The organism is Mesorhizobium sp. M8A.F.Ca.ET.161.01.1.1 (genome assembly GCF_004792105.1).
Classification (GTDB): domain Bacteria; phylum Pseudomonadota; class Alphaproteobacteria; order Rhizobiales; family Rhizobiaceae; genus Mesorhizobium.
Genome location: NZ_SRTD01000010.1, coordinates 55028 through 70696, shown reverse-complemented (window position 1 = coordinate 70696; position 15669 = coordinate 55028). Strand labels below are relative to the sequence as shown.

Genomic DNA, 15669 nt, shown 5'->3' with positions numbered 1-15669 from the left:
GCCACAATCGCGCGCATGATGGGAAATCATCATGGTGGCCGGGTTTCCATGACCGTTCGATTTGCTCATTATCCGATCGGCTTGGCATTCGCCATGACCGCGATCGTGCCGGCCTTCGCCGCCCCGGAATGTCTCGCCAATGGAAAATCCTATCCGGTCGGACAGGTCGCCTGCCTGACGGTTGCCGACCAGAGTCATTTGGCTCGCTGCGACATGGTGCTCAACAACACATCGTGGACCAAGGTTGGCGATGGCTGCCCGGCAAACACCATGGCGCCGCACCTGCACGTCACACCGATCTCGACACCCGCGCCAAGCATGGTCCCGACGGAGCCGACCGAAAACTAATTTTCTCCTGGATTGCCTCGTCCTCGGATCGAGACGAGCCTCGATAGGCCGGCGTTGTCCGTCATTACCATGCCGACGTTCTTCGCTAGAGAAGCCAAGCAGTTGGCTTTTCGTCCGCTACACGGATCGCTCCTCGGCTCGCCGCATGGTGACGGGGAAAGAGCCTACTGATCGGCGTTGCTGCCCTTGGTCAGGATGTCGTCCGCCAGCGAGATCGCGGTGCGGCGGTCGGCTTCGCCGGCCGCGGCGAACGCCTCTTCCTGCATGCCGCGGATCCAGGGCTGATCGGTCGGCGACGCACGCTCCAGGGCCGCGGTCATCATCGCCAGGCCGCGCACGATCTTGCCGCTCTGGAACAACAGGTGGCCAAGCGTCGCTTGCGCACCGGCATGGCCCTTCTCGGCGGCGAGCTGGAACCAGCGCCCGGCCTGCTTGACGCTGGCCTTCACACCGCCCTCGCCCTTCAGGAACATCTGGCCCATCTCGAACTGAGCGTTCGGATTGCGGTAGTTGGCGGCGGCGCGCATGTAATATTCCTGCGCCGCCACCTCGTTCTCGGTGACCGGGCTGCCGGGAATGCCAGTGCGCAGATAGTCGCCGAGCGCCACCAGCGCGTCGGAGACATAGCTTTCTTCCGGCGAGCCGGGCTCGACGTCCTGGTCGACGATCTCCGAGAAGAACTTGAAAGCCTCATAGTCGTCGCGGGCCACGCCGTCGCCCTCGGCATACATGCGGGCAAGCTTCCAGGTGGCGCCGATCTGGCCGTTTTCGGCGGCATATTTGTAGGCCTCGGCGGCCTGCTCCTTGTGGCCGCTCTTGTAGGCGGAGAACCCGAACTGAAACACTGCCCAGGGGCTCGACTGCGGCTTCACGCCGGTCTTGTCGTCGAACACCTTGTCGTCGAAGGCCATGGCCTGGCCCACGGCGCCAAAGATCGCAACCGCGACCAGTGCCGGAAGGACAGATGACCTCAACAACTCTGGTGTTGACTTCAACAACTCAGATATCCGCATAGCAGTGTGTTTCTTTCGCACCGCCCGGATGGGTGACCGCGCCATCCCTGGCGGACCCTACCGTCTGTGCGTATTTCCATATCGCGCCCGACTGATAGTCGGTCGTGCGCGCCTTCCATGTCTTCGCTCGTGCCGCCAGTTCGGCCTCGGACAGCGCTACGTCGATCGTTCCGTTCACCGCGTCGATCGAGATCACGTCGCCATCCCTGACGAGGCCGATCGGGCCGCCAACCGCCGCTTCCGGGCCGACATGGCCGATGCAGAAACCGCGCGTCGCGCCCGAGAAACGGCCGTCGGTGATCAGCGCCACCTTGCCGCCCATGCCCTGGCCGTAGAGTGCCGCCGTCGTCGACAGCATCTCGCGCATGCCAGGACCGCCGCGCGGTCCTTCATAGCGGATGACCAGAACCTCGCCTTCGCGGTAGGCGCGGTTCGTCACCGCCTCAAAACATTCCTCTTCCGAATCGAAACAGCGCGCCGGGCCGGAGAATTTCAACTCCGCCATGCCCGCGACCTTCACGATCGCGCCTTCAGGGGCAAGATTTCCCTTCAAGCCCACGACACCGCCGGTTTGGGTAATTGGTCTGTTGGCCGGGCGGACCACATCCTGATGTTCATTCCAGGCAACGTGCTCCATATTTTCGGCCAAAGTACGGCCAGTGACCGTCAGGCAATCGCCATGCAGATAGCCGTGGTCGAGCAGCGTCTTCATCAGCAGCGGAATGCCGCCGGCCTCGAACATGTCCTTGGCGACATATTTGCCGCCCGGCTTGAGATCGGCGATGTAAGGCGTCTTCTCGAAGATTTTCGCCACGTCGAACAGGTCGAACTTGATCCCCGCCTCATGCGCGATCGCCGGCAGATGCAGCGCGGCATTGGTCGAGCCGCCGGTGGCCGAAACAACGGTCGCCGCGTTTTCCAGTGCCTTAAGGGTGACGATGTCGCGCGGGCGGATGTTTTTGGCAATCAGTTCCATGACCTTTTCGCCCGAGGCGAAATTGAAGCGGTCGCGCATTTCGTAGGGCGCCGGCGCGCCGCAGGAATAGGGCAGCGCAAGACCGATTGCCTCGGCGACGGTGGCCATGGTGTTGGCGGTGAACTGGGCGCCGCAGGAACCGGCTGAAGGACAGGCGGCCTGCTCGATTTCGAGCAGCTCGGCATCATCGATCGTGCCGACCGAGTGCTGGCCGACCGCCTCGAACACATCCTGCACGGTGATCTGGCGGCCGCGATAGCTGCCGGGCAGGATCGAGCCGCCATAAATGAAGATCGACGGCACGTTGAGCCGCACCATGGCCATCATCATGCCGGGCAGCGACTTGTCGCAGCCGGCCAGGCCGACCAGCGCATCGTAGCAATGGCCGCGCATGGTGAGTTCAACCGAATCAGCGATGACTTCGCGCGACACCAGCGACGACTTCATGCCCTGGTGGCCCATGGCGATGCCGTCGGTGACGGTGATGGTGCAGAATTCGCGGGGCGTGCCGTTGGCGGCTGCCACGCCCTTCTTGACCACTTGCGCCTGGCGCATCAGCGAGATGTTACAGGGTGCTGCCTCGTTCCAGCAGGAGGCGACGCCGACCAGCGGCTGCGCGATTTCGGCCGCCGACAGGCCCATGGCATAGAGATAGGACCGGTGCGGCGCACGCGCCGGACCGACAGTCACATGGCGGCTAGGGAGCTTAGCCTTTGAAATGACCTTGGCGTCCATTCTCTTCCTTGCCGCGGGCGGTGCGGCCTGCCCCATCGCCGAGCCTTTTGGCGCGTGTCCCGAGACAGTTCGAGGTGCGCCGGGTTTATGGCGGGAAATGGGCAATTTCCTCGGCCTGACCTTTAGCGCAGGGGTTGTTCAGAAAGTGTTGCCAAAACGTCACAATCGCACGAGGCGGCCCAAGTGCGGCTTATATGCAACGCAGCTTGTATGATGGGGCCAGCGACGACGCCGCACAAACGAAAAGGCCAGGCAATGCCCGGCCTTTCACTAAAACTTTCAAACGCTTAGAACTTGATCTTGACGCCGCCGGATATTGCCGTGACCAGATCATTGCCGAAGTCGTAACTCGCGTCGTCACCTGCAACATAGCCATTGTCCCCGGCCACTATACCTGAGTGACCGCTGGTCAAGACGCCTATTGCGCCAGCTACGCGAAATTCAATGTTGGGCTTAGGCGTGTAGGCAACACCGCCGCCAAGTGTCCACGTATCGGTCTGCGCTCCATAGCCGTGCGAAGTGCCACGATCCCATGAAAGCTGACCAGCAGCGCTCCACTGATCGTTAAACTTGTGGCCAACGCCGCCTGAGATCGTCCAGCCATCACGATACATCAGATCGAGTGAGGTTAACTGTGCAGAGTGCAGTTTGTCGCCCGTGACACAGAGCGCGTCGGGAGTACCCACCGCACAAATTGGAACGCTCTGCAGGACACTCCAATTGACCCACTTGACGGAGCCAAAAGCCAACCACCCAGGAGCGATGCCAGATTGCAATTTGAATTCAACAACATCCGGCATATATTGCGTGGAGCCGTAGATCGGAATTATGCCCTGGCCAACACTGGTCAAATCGAGCGTACCCTCGATGTTATCGAGCTTAACCTTCGAGTTATAGACGAGGCTCGCGCGCAGTGCGATGTCTGGGATTTCATAAGCGAGGCCAGCGCGCCAGCCCCAGCCAGTGGTCGACAGATCGACACGGCCCGTCGGTGACGGCCCAAATGGGTTGAAAGCCACAAGACTTTCCTTAAAGCCGTAGACCTTTTGATAGAACACACCGCCGATAAAGCGAAGCTGACCTTTGCCCGCATCCATCTTGTACGAGCAGGTGCCCGCGTAGTTATCGCTCTTGATGTCGGTCTCTATGTTTGAAACTGCGCCGTTCCACATGCCTGGCGCGGAATGTGCTCCCCAAGGTTGGGAATAGTCGACCATGCAATCGACGCCCGGAACGACCTGCGCCTTAACACCGATGCGCGGCACCCAATAGCCCTCCGCTCCATCAGCCGAGGTGCCCAAGCCGAGATTGAATCCGCCCGGCCCCTTGGCATTCTCGTATTTGCGATCCGGCATCACATAGGTTGCTTCGGCCTCCGTCGCGACCTGGGCCGGATCGAACAGCAGGTCGATATCGTAGCCGCCGCGCTCCAGACCGCCAGCATGCGCCGGGTGGATAAGCGAGCCCATCAAGGCCAACGAAAAGCACCCTGCCCCCAGCAGTGCTTTCAGACGCAAATTGCTCATGGATGTCCTCCCGAATAACTAGTGGATCAAGCTAGAACCAATTCAAGTTAACGGCGCAACAACGAATTCCCGGGCGTACATGTACATGTCCGCCAAACGCTTTTTCGACAAAATGCAAAGGAATGTCACAAGGCCAAAAACGGCCCTGGGCACATCCAAAACGCCGAAAAGATGCACGAAAATGGCCCCAAAAAGCTCGAAAACAGCTAATTTTGAGGGGATTTGGCCCCATTGTTACATTATGGCAACAATGGGGCTAAAAGTTTCCGTTTACGTCAACATTTACGCAACGGAATGCCCATTTTTGAGGCCGGTGACGCATGGAATTCGCTCCGGGGTCATGCACGAATCTGCCCTTCAGCCGGCGTCGCGAACCCTGGTCAGCGCTACCGAAAGCTTGTCCTGCGCGGCGCGATATTCGGCCAGCTTTTCCCGCTCGCCTTCCACGATCTCGGCCGGCGCGCTGGCAACGAATTTCTCATTCGACAGCTTCTTGTGCAGGCGCGCGATTTCCTCGGTCACCTTGACCAGTTCCTTCTGCAGCCGCGCGGCCTCCGCCGTGAGGTCGATCAGGCTGCCAAGCGGCAGGCAGATCGTCGCCTCGTTGAGCACGATCTGTGCCGACCCCTTGGGTGCCGCATCGGCGAGCGAGATGTCACCAACACGCGCCAGCCGCTTGATCGCTGAGTCCTCGCGAACCAGCCGTTCGCGCGTCACGTCGTTGGCGCCGACCACCACGAGCGGCGCTATTGCCGCCGGCGGCACGTTCATCTCCGAGCGCACCGAGCGGATACCGGAGACGAGATCGACCAGCCAGTTGATGTCGGCGGCCGCTTCAGCATCCTCGAAATCCGGCGACGGCCATGCGGCATGGCACAGCAGCGAGGCGCGTTCCCTGCCCTCACCCGCCGTCTGCGCCCACAGCTCTTCGGTCATGAACGGCATCATCGGATGCAGGAGCTTGTAGATCTCGTCGAGCACGAAAGCGACGCAGGCGCGGCTCTCGGCCTTGGCGGCCTCGTCCGTGCCCATGAATACCGGCTTCAACAGTTCCAGATACCAGTCGCAGAACAGGTTCCAGACGAAGCGGTACGCGGCTCCCGCCGCCTCGTTGAAGCGGTATGAGGTGATGCCGTCGGTGACCTGGCGTGCGGCGCGTGTCAGCTCGGTCAGGATCCAGCGGTTGACCGCCAGCTTGGCGTCGTTCAGCCAGAAATCGTCATTGCGCGCGACTTCGTTCATCTCGGCAAAGCGCGTCGCGTTCCACAGCTTGGTGCCGAAATTGCGATAGCCGGCGATGCGCGCCGGGTCGAGTTTCACGTCGCGTCCCTGCGCCGCCATCACCGTCAGGGTGAAGCGCAGCGCGTCGGCGCCATATTCGTCGATCAGATCGAGCGGGTCGATGACGTTGCCCTTCGACTTCGACATCTTGGCGCCGTTCTTGTCGCGCACCAGCGCATGCACATAAACGGTGTGGAACGGCTCCTCGTCCATGAAGTGCAGGCCCATCATCATCATGCGGGCGACCCAGAAGAAGATGATGTCGAAGCCGGTCACCAGCACATCGGTCTGGTAGTAGGTCTTCAGTTCCGGCGTCTGGTCCGGCCAGCCGAGCGTCGAGAAAGGCCACAGCGCCGACGAGAACCAGGTGTCGAGCACGTCTTCGTCGCGCGTCAGGATCTCGCCCGGCTTGAAGTTCTCCAGCTTATCCTCGACCCAGGCCTTCCAGGGGCCTTCGAGCGCCAGATAATATTCGATCGCCGCGCCCAGCGCCTCTTCCTCGGACTTCTCGACAAAGACGCGCCCATCCGGTCCGTACCAGGCCGGGATCTGATGCCCCCACCACAGCTGGCGCGAAATGCACCAGGGCTGGATGTTCTCCATCCAGTCGAAATAGGTCTTCTCCCAGTTCTTAGGCACGAAATTGGTGCGCCCCTCGCGCACCGAGGCGATCGCCGGCTTGGCCAGTTCCGCCGCGTTGGCGTACCACTGCTCGGTCAGGTACGGCTCGATCGGCACACCGCCGCGGTCGCCATGCGGCACGGCGTGGCGATGCGGCTCGACCTTGTCGAGGAAGCCGCCGGCCTCCATCAGTTCGACGATCTTCTTGCGGGCGACGAAACGGTCGAGACCGTCGAGCTCGTCCCAGACAGCTTGCCGTTCCGGCGTCGCCTCGAGGCCCGCCAGGAAGTCCTCGTTGTCCTTCAACTTGACCGCCGCCTCGACCGTCAGGATGTTGATCGCCGGCAATTGGTGGCGTTTGCCGACCTCGAAGTCGTTGAAATCATGCGCCGGCGTGATCTTGACCGCGCCCGACCCCTTTTCAGGATCGGAATACTCGTCCGCCACCACAGGTATCTTGCGGCCAACGATCGGCAGGACGACATTCTTGCCGATGAGATGTTGGAACCGCTCGTCGTCGGGATGCACGGCGACAGCCGTGTCGCCCAGCATGGTCTCGGGGCGCGTCGTCGCCACGGTGATGAAGGTCTGTGGGTTTTCCGGATCGAAGGTCGCGCCGTCGACCGGATAGCGGAAATGCCAGAGATTGCCGTTGACCTCCTGCTGCTCGACCTCGAGGTCGGAGATCGCGGTCAACAGTTTCGGGTCCCAGTTCACAAGGCGCTTGTCCTTGTAGATCAGCCCTTCCTTGTAGAGCGTGACGAACACTTCGAGCACGGCCTTGGACAGGCCCTCGTCCATGGTGAAGCGTTCGCGCGACCAGTCGGCGGAGGCGCCGAGACGTTTCAGCTGGTTGAAGATCAACCCACCCGATTCGGCCTTCCACTCCCACACTTTCTCGATGAATTCTTCGCGCGTCAGATCGCGGCGATGGATCTGCTTTTCCATCAGCCGCCGCTCGACCACCATCTGCGTGGCGATGCCGGCATGGTCCATGCCGGGCTGCCACAGGACGTTCTTGCCGCGCATGCGCTCGAAACGAACCAGAATGTCCTGCAGCGTGTTGTTGAGCGCATGGCCCATATGCAGCGACCCGGTGACGTTGGGCGGCGGAATGACGATGGTGAAGGCCTCGGCCCCCTCTTCCGCTCCGGCGCCGGCGCGAAACGCGTCGGCTTCCTCCCACATCTTGGCGATCTTCGGCTCGACGGTCTTGGCGTCATAGGTCTTTTCAAGCATGGGAAAACGGTCCGCGCTGTCGGGAATTTTGCTGGTTCGGTGTAAATCGGAAGGTCTTGGCCAAGTCAACCGCGAGGGCAGCCTGGGATCGTCACAAGCAGATAGGCGCGGACCTATTCATTTCAACAGAAGGCCGCGCGGCGATCGCATCTTCGCCGCGAGGCATCGCTGCGAACGAGCCCGGGGCTCCCGCGCCTTCATTGTCAGCGACCCCGATGGCAATTTGATCGCCTTCGCCAGTTCGGCAACCAACGGCCGACCTCTTCACAACGAAAAACGCCGCCTCGACGGCGGCGTTTCTTCTGGAATTCAGGCCTAGACGCTATTGCGCCCCGCGTGCCACGCGCTCGATCTCTTCGCGCACCAGCCTTTCGACCAGCGTCGGCAGGTTGTTGTCCAGCCAATCCTGCAGCATCGGCCGCAGCATTTCCTCGGCCATCTCGTCGAATGTCTTCTTGCTGCGGCTTGCAAAGGCGTCGGACAGTTCGCCGAAGGCGGCTGCAACCTGCCGTCCAGTGTGTTCGGAAAGAATTGCGGGACGCACCGCATGCGCTTCGTTTACCGCCGCGCGCGCCTGAGCCGTGCCCGTTGGAGCATCGTTTGACGAAGACCGCTCGATCGCAGGTTCCGCCGCCGACTCGCTCGCCGACACATCCGGCTGGGGCGATGGGCGGATGCTCCGCTCCGGCATCGCCTTGGCTTGCTCGCCAACCGCCGCGATCTCGCGACGCCAATCGGCGACGATGGCTTCACTTGTCGCAACCTCGACGGGAGCCGCCGGCGCGTCGCGGCTGGCGGCAGGCGCCGGCTCGGCGGCAACCCGGGCGCTGACCTCAGCCAATGTCGTCGGCGTCCTGCCCGCAGCCGGATCGGCACGTGGCGGCGTTTCGGTGCGTGCTGTCGCCGGCAGTATGGCTGGCGTCTGGATTTCCGCCATCGCGACAGGCTTCCTGACCTCTGGGACGGCATGCAGTTCGGCGCGGAACGCATCGATATCCGCAGCTGGAACAGCACTCGGCGCGGGCTCCAGGTCCTGTTGCAACTCATCGGCGTCGCCGGGCTGCTTGCGGCCGTTGTCGCTGTCTTCGATGATCCTCCTGATGGAAGCGAGTATCTCTTCCATGGAGGGTTCGCGCTGTGCGCTGCTTGCCGTTGCCATCGTCACATCCGCCGCCCTTGTGACCCGTTGCAGGTTTCCGCTCCGGCAAAAGCCGGATTCGAATCATGGCGACAGCGTAACCGACGGATCGCCGCACGAGAATCCCCAATCTGGGGACATGTGGGATTTCAACAGATTAGAGCGATTCCGCCAAAGCCGTGTGACGGTTCCCGTTAGCAACCACCAGAAGGACAACGACAATCCTGTGTTCCCGTACGAACCACTCAGCCCGGAAACGCCGTTCGAACGAAGGGCCTAGCGGCCATCCGGCGTGCGCAGGCCGATCCACTTGTCCTTGACGGCGTTGTAGTGTTCCTCCGGCTTGTACTTCGTCACCGCCAAGCCAAGCCGGTCGACCGACAGGCGGCCCATCGCCGACAGGATGGCATAGCTTGCCACCACCACATCGCGTTCGTAACCAGCGTGGTTGATCTTGGCGGTGATGACGGCGGCTTGCGCATTGAGCACGTCGAGCGTCGTGCGCTGGCCGACATTGCGCTCCTCGATGACGCCGTTCAGGGCCAGTTGGGCGGCGTCGATCACCTGCTTGTTGGCGGACGCGCTTTGTTGCGCGGCGGTGTATTGGGACCATGCCGTGGCGACGGCCTGGCGCACCTGGTCGCGGCTGACGTCGACCTGGATACGCGCCTGCCCCAGCGATTCCTTGTTCTGCCGCACGACCGCCGAGGTTCGGCCGCCCGAATAGATCGGAATGGTCAGCGTCGCGCCGATATTGGCCGACGTCGAATTGCCGTTGGAACCTGACAAGTCGGGGATGGCGTTGCGGTAGTTTTCCGAAACGCCAGCCGAAGCCGACAACTGCGGCAACAGCGCGCCCTCGGACGATTTCACCGAAAATGCAGCGGCATCGACCAGATGCTGGGTGGCAAGGATGGCCGGGTGTTCGGCCGATCCGATGGCGATCGCGGCGTCGAGGCTCGACGGCAACAACCTGCCCAATGGCGAAGCGGCCTTGAGCTTGCCGGGCTCGTCACCGACCACCTGGTGATAGGTCGCGGCGCTGGCCAGCGCCTGCGCGCGCGCAGCGCTCAGCGCTGCCACCGCGGAAGCGCGCGAGGCATCGGCCTGCGCAACGTCGGTGCGCGTGCCTTCGCCGACCTCGAAGCGCGAGCGCGCGGCGCGCGCCTGCTCGGTCAGGAACTGCAGGTTCTGTTCGGTCAGCACCGCGATCTGCCTGTCGCGAATCACGTCCATATAGGCCATGGCCGCATTGAACAGCGTGTTCTCCTCGGTATTGCGCAGGCTTTCAACGGACGCCTTGACCTGGGATTCGGCCGCCGCGACATTGTTCCTTGTCTGAAAGCCGTCGAACAGCGACTGGTTGATCTGGATGCCGTAGCTGCCGCTTGTCAGCTTCGAATTGCCGCCGCCATTTGCCTGGCGCGTGTTCGTATAGTCGATGTTGGCCGAGCCGGTGATCGTCGGGCGCCAGCCTGACTTGGCTATGGCCACGCTCTCGTCGGTCACGCGCACGCCGGCACGCGATGAATTTAGTGTGGAATTGTACTGATAGGCTTTTGCAAGGGCACCGGTGATGGTTTCGGCCGATGCAGCCAGTGGGGACAGCGCGGTCGCCGACACAAGGACGGCGGTGAAAAGTGACTTGCGTACTGACGGCACGGTTTAACCCTCATTCGTTTTCCATGGGAACCGCGCCGCACCAGCTTCTCTTCCTGAGCAGCCCGAACGGCGTGTTTCATGTTCCCTGTTGCTCAGCCCAAAGTGCCCCCAGTCTGGGATCAGCAACGATCGTTCAAATGCAAGCGACCATGACAAAGCCTTTGCTGCAAGGCCAAATCATTCAGAATTCGAAAGCATGCTCACGTTCGAATCCGGGTAGTGGCTTAATTGCCGCATTAAATGCCCTTCTCCCGGTTACAACCCCCCCCGCCTTGAAAAAAAGCCGCGCCACGCCCGAATTGCCCTGACCCTCGACCGCAACCAGGCGGCCGCCTTCGGCGAGTCGGTCGAGCAGCGACGCCGGCACTTTGGCGACACTGCCGCCGATGAAGATGACATCGTACGGCGCCTTCGCCGCATGGCCTTGCGCCAGAGCGCCCTGGACCACGGTCACATTGCCGCAGCCCAGGCTGGACAGGGTCGACGCGGCGGTTTGCGCCAATGCCGAATCGCTTTCGAGCGCCACGACGGACCTCGCCAGGCGCGACAGGATCGCCGAAGCGTAGCCGGTGCCGCAGCCGACATCGAGCGCCGAATCGGTTACGCTGATCTCGGCCAGTTGCATCAGCTTGGCCAGCGGCGAAGCCTCCATCAGGTAGCGCGAGCCATCGGCGCTGTCTGCGATGCGGATGTCCTCGTCGATATAGGCGAGATCGCGCTGGCGATCGCCGACGAAAACCTCGCGGGGCACGGAAAGCAACGCGTCGAGCAGCGGCGCGCTGGTCACGTCGGTGGTGCGGACCTGACCATCGACCATCTTGACGCGAAGTTCGGAGAAATCAGCGCTCATGTCCCAACCAATCTGCTTGCCGCGTCAGAATCGCGGTTCATGTCGACCGGAACTTCAGGCTCCGGCGCTGACGCGCGGGAGTCCGGGTATTGGAGGCCTCGCCCGGAATCGAACCGGGGTGCAAGGATTTGCAGTCCTCTGCGTAACCACTCCGCCACGAGGCCTCGTTGCTCCCGGCGTTCCACCCGGTTCCAATAGGTTGCGGCGAAAAAGCCGTCAAGCGGCCACGACGTATTCCGAACGGTTTCGTCTGCGCCGGCTGCGGCCCTGTCAGTTCGCCGTCATAGCCACCCGCTCACATTCGCAATCCGTTAAGCATGGCGGATGATCGAGCGAATCTCCGCGCTCCGGCTTGCGTTGTGAAACGGGAGGACTGCGCCATGACCTGGCCAAACCGAACGACGAAACGAACGGAACGGAAAACGTGCCGCTGCTGGGGTGCGAGGACTTGGTGCGCTACGCCATCGACTGCCTGAGAATAGAAGGCACAGGCAGGCTTTCACCGCGTGACCGCGCGCGTCTGGCCTCGGCTTCCGCGGTCCTGAAGCAGATCAGCGAGGATTTGAAGGCAGGCACGCAACCGGATTTGGAGGAACCTGGCACGGAGAAACAGCGCCAGAATTGATTCTCTTCGGAGACCACCGCCATGCCAGATGTATCGGCCGCTCAATCCGGCCGGCGTCGCCGCTCCCACCAGACGACCAAGCGGCGCCGGTGGCGGCGCACCATGGCAAATTCGTAGGAGAGCACCAGCAGTCCGAGCGGCACCATCCAGAACCCAAGGATCGGCAAGAAACCGAGAATGCCGCCAATGGTCAAAAGCACACCGATCGTGATTCTGAGACCGCGCGACTGCGGCATGGTGAATTCGCGGCCGAAAACCGAGATCTTTCGTGCTGCTATCCGGTTTTCGTCCGCTGCCGTCATCGCGAAGAACTGCCTGTCTGGGGGCTCGATAATGTCATTTTACGAAAAGCCGCGACCGCCCTTTCGGTTCCGTGCCGTCGCCAAGACGGCTAATATGAGGGCGGCCAAGGCCGATTGCGAGAAACCGCTGCGCGAAAAAGTCTCGGAAAAATGCGAAATGCTTCTTTGCAAAGCCGAAACGGGTTTGCTATAGGCTGCGCCACTTGCTCAAAGAGCCTCCGTTCCCCGGTAGCTCAGTGGTAGAGCAACCGGCTGTTAACCGGTTGGTCGCTGGTTCGAATCCGGCCCGGGGAGCCAACATTTCCAAGGTCCGTTCCGGACACATAGGTTACGGTTTATACCGGAGACATGGGTAACACTTTTGGCCCGACGGGGTTTTGGAGTGGTTCGAGCCTGCATGTCTCATGATCGAAGTATCCCAAATCGTAGTCCATGAAGCTCGCCAGCCAGATATGGTCTTCGACCTGTTTGATGCCAACGTCTGGCCGGCGAAGACGAGCCTGAGATTGATCTTCTTGCAGTCGGACCCCCGGAAAGGCCGATTGCCTAAGAGGAGCGCCTTGACGGGCTGTGACAGCGACACTTCTGGCCGCTGCCGTTGCCCCAGCTAGGCGGCTACCCCACCGCGGCCTGATTTGGTGCCGCTCATCCAGGGGAGCGGAGCAAGCGGCTCCTGCAGGATCTTGACGGATCTCGCGAACCCAGCGACGGCATCGCGCGCGACCGACAGGGGTATCTGACCGTCGTAAGCACGCTGGCAAGCCCGGAAGGCCGTCTCGAAAATCGGGCCCCGACGTTCCCGCGGCCACTCGTCCAGGAAATCGAATGCGTGATCAAGACTTCCTATTTCTTGAATGAACTGACCATTCCTAACCAACACTGGTCGATCGAACGTCCTGTCGCCCATATGGTCCTCCATTCGGTTGAGCGATTTGGTTTGCTGGTTCAGCTTTTCACGCAACGGCATGCTCAGGCTCCGCGAACATGCCGCCATCTCCACATCTGGGCGGGACACCGGCATAGGCCGGAACCGGCGGCGGATCATCGTCATCGTCATCCCGCCAGGGGTATCGCAGCCAGCTACGCCTCGTTTTGTTTCGACGCCGGCCTGAAGACGGACTGCGGTCAAACGGTGCCCTGGCCGGCGGCTTGCGGCCAATTTCGTCCAGGGTGTGGAGCGCAAGAAGAATCTCGCTGACTTGCGCAATGGCACCGCTGTCCAATTGGCGTAGGGTGGGATTGTCAGGAACCGCATTGGCGTCTGAAGCCCAGAAGGCGAGCAAAGCCCTCTTCTCGCCGACCGTCATGTCCTCGTTCAGGACGTCCTCGGGCGTACGCAGGGCAGCGAATTCCTCTGCGTGATCTGTCAGTCTGAATTCATGAACACAGTCAGATTCGTATCTCATCTCCATTCTCCGCGATCTGTGCCTCCCGGCCAGGCCGGGAGGCGGACCACAGACTGAGGTTGCCAGTATCAGGCGACCTTGCGTTGCAGCTCTGCATCCATGGACTGCTTGCTGCCGCTCTCCTGAAGCGGAACCGCTCTGGCTTCGGAGCGGATCTCGATGCGCCGAGGCTTGAGTTCCTCGGGCACTTCGCGGACCAAGTCCACCGACAGCAGGCCATTATGGATATTGGCCGCCTTGACCTTGACGTGGTCTGCAAGTTTGAACACCTGCTTGAAGTTGCCTATCGCCAGGCCGCGGTGGAGGATTTCCAGATTTTGCTGATCAGACTTCCTCTGTCCGATTACGGACAATTCAGGGCCGTTCTGCACAAGGTCCACTTCGTCAGGACCGAAGCCGGCGACGGCCATGGTGATGCGATAGTCGTTGTCGCCATTCTTCTCGATGTTGTAGGGAGGCCAGTCGGAGCGGACGCTGTTTTCGAGCATGTCGAACAGCCGGTCGAAGCCGACGGTGGTGCGGTAAAGAGGGGAATAATCAAAGCTTCTCATAGCCATATCCTCCGTGAAGCAACATGGTTTACGGGTCGCCGCAGCGCTGCTGCGGCGCGGTATGTCGAGCCGAAGCCTCGACGGAAAACGATCTGGGAATCACGGTTTTTTTGTTCAAGAGGTCGCCCAAAAAAATTTTCGGAGCGGCACCACGGCCATTCAAGATCGGGCATGCGCCAGACTTTTGCGGTGAAAGCATTCGGGTTGGAAGCGGGTGAGGAATATGGCTCGGGTGGTGGATCAACTGCCCGTGCAAGTTCGCGCCGGGTTCTGCCTCTGGTCACGAGCGGCGTTGCACGCTGCCGCCGCCGTGCGATAGATGCGTCGGTCAAGGGAGGACATCATGCGGAAAATCCTGGCAACAGCATTGCTGCTCACGGCAGCATCGTTCGCGACCGGCGCTCATGCACTGGACAGCAGCGGAACCCCGGTCGTGGTGACGCCGCTCGCATCACGCACCACCACGGCATCCGGGCAGCCGATCACGCTGCCGCAGAAGAACGTGCAGGTGCTGGTCTCGACCTATGACATCGCGCCCGGCGCGACCTTGCCGGTCCATCGCCATCCCTTCCCGCGCTACGCCTATGTCCAGGCTGGAACGCTGAAGGTCACCAATGTCGAGACCGGCAACAGCAACACCTACAAGACCGGCGATTTCATCGTCGAAATGATCGGGCAGTGGCACCAGGCCACCAACATTGGCGATGGGCCGGTCAAGCTCCTGGTGATCGATCAGGTCGAGGAAGGCGCCAAGAATACGGAATTGCGCCAGTAGCCGCCAGGCTGCAGGTGCCCCGAGGGCGGGAAGGCAATGCGCCGCCCGCCCCTCGCCTCGCGGCAGCCCCAGCGCTTAGCCCCAGGCGCCAACCGGCTGCCGGGTCGCTGCGTTCAGCCTGTTGAAGGCGTTGATCAGCGCGATCTGGATGACCAGCGCGGCAAGGGCCTTTTCATCATAATGGCGGGCCGCTTCGTCCCAGACATCGTCCGGCACCGCGTCCGGCCGGTCGGCCAGTCTGGTGCCGGCTTCGGCCAGCGCCAATGCCGCGCGTTCGGCGTCAGTGAAATACGGCGTCTCGCGCCATGCCGCCAGCGCAAAGATGCGCTCGTCCTTTTCTCCGGCCTTCTTCAGTTCGCGCGCATGCATGTCGACGCACACGCTGCAGTTGTTGATCTGGCTGGCGCGCAGATGAATGAGCTTGCGCGTCACATAGGGCACGTCGGCCGCCTCGGTCGACTTGTCCAGCGCCAGCAGCGCCTGCACCGAACCGGGGATGAGCATCACCGGGTTCTTGATCCTTGCTTGCATGGTCGTTCTCCTTTTGAATTGTTTCTCCGGGCGTGTTTTCCCGGCCCGGACGACTCGCATCCAGGGTTTCGAACTTGATGAAAACTGTTG

General features: G+C 61.7%; 15 protein-coding genes and 2 tRNA genes. 4 read left to right on the top strand and 13 right to left on the bottom strand.

Going from position 1 to position 15669, the window contains the following annotated elements; translation table 11 throughout:
- The first annotated feature begins 48 nt into the window (after positions 1-48).
- Positions 49-348 (top strand): hypothetical protein, encoded by a 300-nt coding sequence (locus EN804_RS22865; RefSeq protein WP_127279923.1) that lies wholly within the window; start codon positions 49-51, stop codon positions 346-348.
- A gap of 164 nt (positions 349-512) precedes the next feature.
- On the opposite strand, the gene EN804_RS22860 is transcribed toward EN804_RS22865, so the two are convergent.
- From EN804_RS22860 to EN804_RS22825, 8 genes are all read right to left on the bottom strand, one after another.
- Positions 513-1361: a tetratricopeptide repeat protein gene (locus EN804_RS22860; protein WP_127279924.1), complete on the bottom strand. Its 849-nt coding sequence runs from the start codon at positions 1359-1361 to the stop codon at positions 513-515.
- A complete protein-coding gene (gene ilvD / locus EN804_RS22855; RefSeq protein ID WP_135866824.1) occupies positions 1348-3072 on the bottom strand; it encodes a dihydroxy-acid dehydratase in 1725 nt (574 codons plus the stop codon). Before ilvD ends, EN804_RS22860 begins: the two co-directional genes overlap by 14 nt.
- A gap of 287 nt (positions 3073-3359) precedes the next feature.
- Complete coding sequence (locus EN804_RS22850) at positions 3360-4598, bottom strand: OmpP1/FadL family transporter (RefSeq protein WP_127278526.1); 1239 nt, start codon at positions 4596-4598, stop codon at positions 3360-3362.
- A 357-nt stretch (positions 4599-4955) separates the two neighbouring features.
- Complete coding sequence (locus EN804_RS22845) at positions 4956-7739, bottom strand: valine--tRNA ligase (RefSeq protein ID WP_135921446.1); 2784 nt, start codon at positions 7737-7739, stop codon at positions 4956-4958.
- A 322-nt stretch (positions 7740-8061) separates the two neighbouring features.
- Entirely contained in the window at positions 8062-8898 is an 837-nt protein-coding gene (locus EN804_RS22840) for a PopZ family protein (RefSeq protein ID WP_127872669.1), read from the bottom strand.
- A gap of 255 nt (positions 8899-9153) precedes the next feature.
- Positions 9154-10539: a TolC family outer membrane protein gene (locus EN804_RS22835; protein WP_127278529.1), complete on the bottom strand. Its 1386-nt coding sequence runs from the start codon at positions 10537-10539 to the stop codon at positions 9154-9156.
- Between the two features lie 181 nt (positions 10540-10720).
- On the bottom strand, positions 10721-11389 hold the full coding sequence (locus EN804_RS22830) for a protein-L-isoaspartate O-methyltransferase (RefSeq protein ID WP_135921445.1): 669 nt from the start codon (positions 11387-11389) through the stop codon (positions 10721-10723).
- 90 nt (positions 11390-11479) lie between these two features.
- Positions 11480-11553 (bottom strand) — tRNA-Cys (locus EN804_RS22825).
- A gap of 287 nt (positions 11554-11840) precedes the next feature.
- Between EN804_RS22825 and EN804_RS37295 the strand changes: the two genes are divergently transcribed.
- Entirely contained in the window at positions 11841-12014 is a 174-nt protein-coding gene (locus EN804_RS37295; protein ID WP_189524552.1) for a hypothetical protein, read from the top strand.
- Between the two features lie 41 nt (positions 12015-12055).
- On the opposite strand, the gene EN804_RS22820 is transcribed toward EN804_RS37295, so the two are convergent.
- Positions 12056-12316, bottom strand: a complete 261-nt coding sequence (locus tag EN804_RS22820) for a hypothetical protein (RefSeq protein WP_127872671.1) — start codon at positions 12314-12316, stop codon at positions 12056-12058.
- 222 nt (positions 12317-12538) lie between these two features.
- Here EN804_RS22820 and EN804_RS22815 point away from each other — a divergent pair.
- Positions 12539-12613: transfer RNA gene (locus EN804_RS22815), tRNA-Asn, on the top strand.
- A gap of 310 nt (positions 12614-12923) precedes the next feature.
- Here the strand turns inward: EN804_RS22815 and EN804_RS22805 are convergent.
- From EN804_RS22805 to EN804_RS22795, 3 genes are all read right to left on the bottom strand, one after another.
- Entirely contained in the window at positions 12924-13223 is a 300-nt protein-coding gene (locus EN804_RS22805; RefSeq protein ID WP_127872729.1) for a DUF982 domain-containing protein, read from the bottom strand.
- A 46-nt stretch (positions 13224-13269) separates the two neighbouring features.
- Positions 13270-13722, bottom strand: a complete 453-nt coding sequence (locus EN804_RS22800; protein WP_135915760.1) for a hypothetical protein — start codon at positions 13720-13722, stop codon at positions 13270-13272.
- 68 nt (positions 13723-13790) lie between these two features.
- A complete protein-coding gene (locus tag EN804_RS22795; protein WP_135921444.1) occupies positions 13791-14273 on the bottom strand; it encodes an Hsp20 family protein in 483 nt (160 codons plus the stop codon).
- Positions 14274-14616: 343 nt separating this feature from the next.
- Here EN804_RS22795 and EN804_RS22790 point away from each other — a divergent pair, with 343 nt between their 5' ends.
- Positions 14617-15048: a cupin domain-containing protein gene (locus EN804_RS22790; RefSeq protein ID WP_135921443.1), complete on the top strand. Its 432-nt coding sequence runs from the start codon at positions 14617-14619 to the stop codon at positions 15046-15048.
- A 75-nt stretch (positions 15049-15123) separates the two neighbouring features.
- Here the strand turns inward: EN804_RS22790 and EN804_RS22785 are convergent, their stop codons facing one another.
- Entirely contained in the window at positions 15124-15579 is a 456-nt protein-coding gene (locus EN804_RS22785) for a carboxymuconolactone decarboxylase family protein (protein ID WP_127872673.1), read from the bottom strand.
- Positions 15580-15669 lie beyond the last annotated feature (90 nt).

Excerpts from the sequence above, each read along its gene's own strand:
- EN804_RS22865 (WP_127279923.1), top strand. The coding sequence starts at position 49 with ATGACCGTTCGATTTGCTCATTATCCGATCGGCTTGGCATTCGCCATG.
- EN804_RS22790 (WP_135921443.1), top strand. The coding sequence starts at position 14,617 with ATGCGGAAAATCCTGGCAACAGCATTGCTGCTCACGGCAGCATCGTTC.
- EN804_RS22800 (WP_135915760.1), bottom strand. The coding sequence starts at position 13,722 with ATGAGATACGAATCTGACTGTGTTCATGAATTCAGACTGACAGATCAC.
- EN804_RS22820 (WP_127872671.1), bottom strand. The coding sequence starts at position 12,316 with ATGACGGCAGCGGACGAAAACCGGATAGCAGCACGAAAGATCTCGGTT.
- EN804_RS22785 (WP_127872673.1), bottom strand. The coding sequence starts at position 15,579 with ATGCAAGCAAGGATCAAGAACCCGGTGATGCTCATCCCCGGTTCGGTG.
- EN804_RS22850 (WP_127278526.1), bottom strand. The coding sequence starts at position 4,598 with ATGAGCAATTTGCGTCTGAAAGCACTGCTGGGGGCAGGGTGCTTTTCG.
- EN804_RS22805 (WP_127872729.1), bottom strand. The coding sequence starts at position 13,223 with ATGGGCGACAGGACGTTCGATCGACCAGTGTTGGTTAGGAATGGTCAG.
- EN804_RS22845 (WP_135921446.1), bottom strand. The coding sequence starts at position 7,739 with ATGCTTGAAAAGACCTATGACGCCAAGACCGTCGAGCCGAAGATCGCC.
- EN804_RS22840 (WP_127872669.1), bottom strand. The coding sequence starts at position 8,898 with ATGGCAACGGCAAGCAGCGCACAGCGCGAACCCTCCATGGAAGAGATA.
- EN804_RS22860 (WP_127279924.1), bottom strand. The coding sequence starts at position 1,361 with ATGCGGATATCTGAGTTGTTGAAGTCAACACCAGAGTTGTTGAGGTCA.
- EN804_RS22795 (WP_135921444.1), bottom strand. The coding sequence starts at position 14,273 with ATGAGAAGCTTTGATTATTCCCCTCTTTACCGCACCACCGTCGGCTTC.
- EN804_RS22830 (WP_135921445.1), bottom strand. The coding sequence starts at position 11,389 with ATGAGCGCTGATTTCTCCGAACTTCGCGTCAAGATGGTCGATGGTCAG.
- ilvD (WP_135866824.1), bottom strand. The coding sequence starts at position 3,072 with ATGGACGCCAAGGTCATTTCAAAGGCTAAGCTCCCTAGCCGCCATGTG.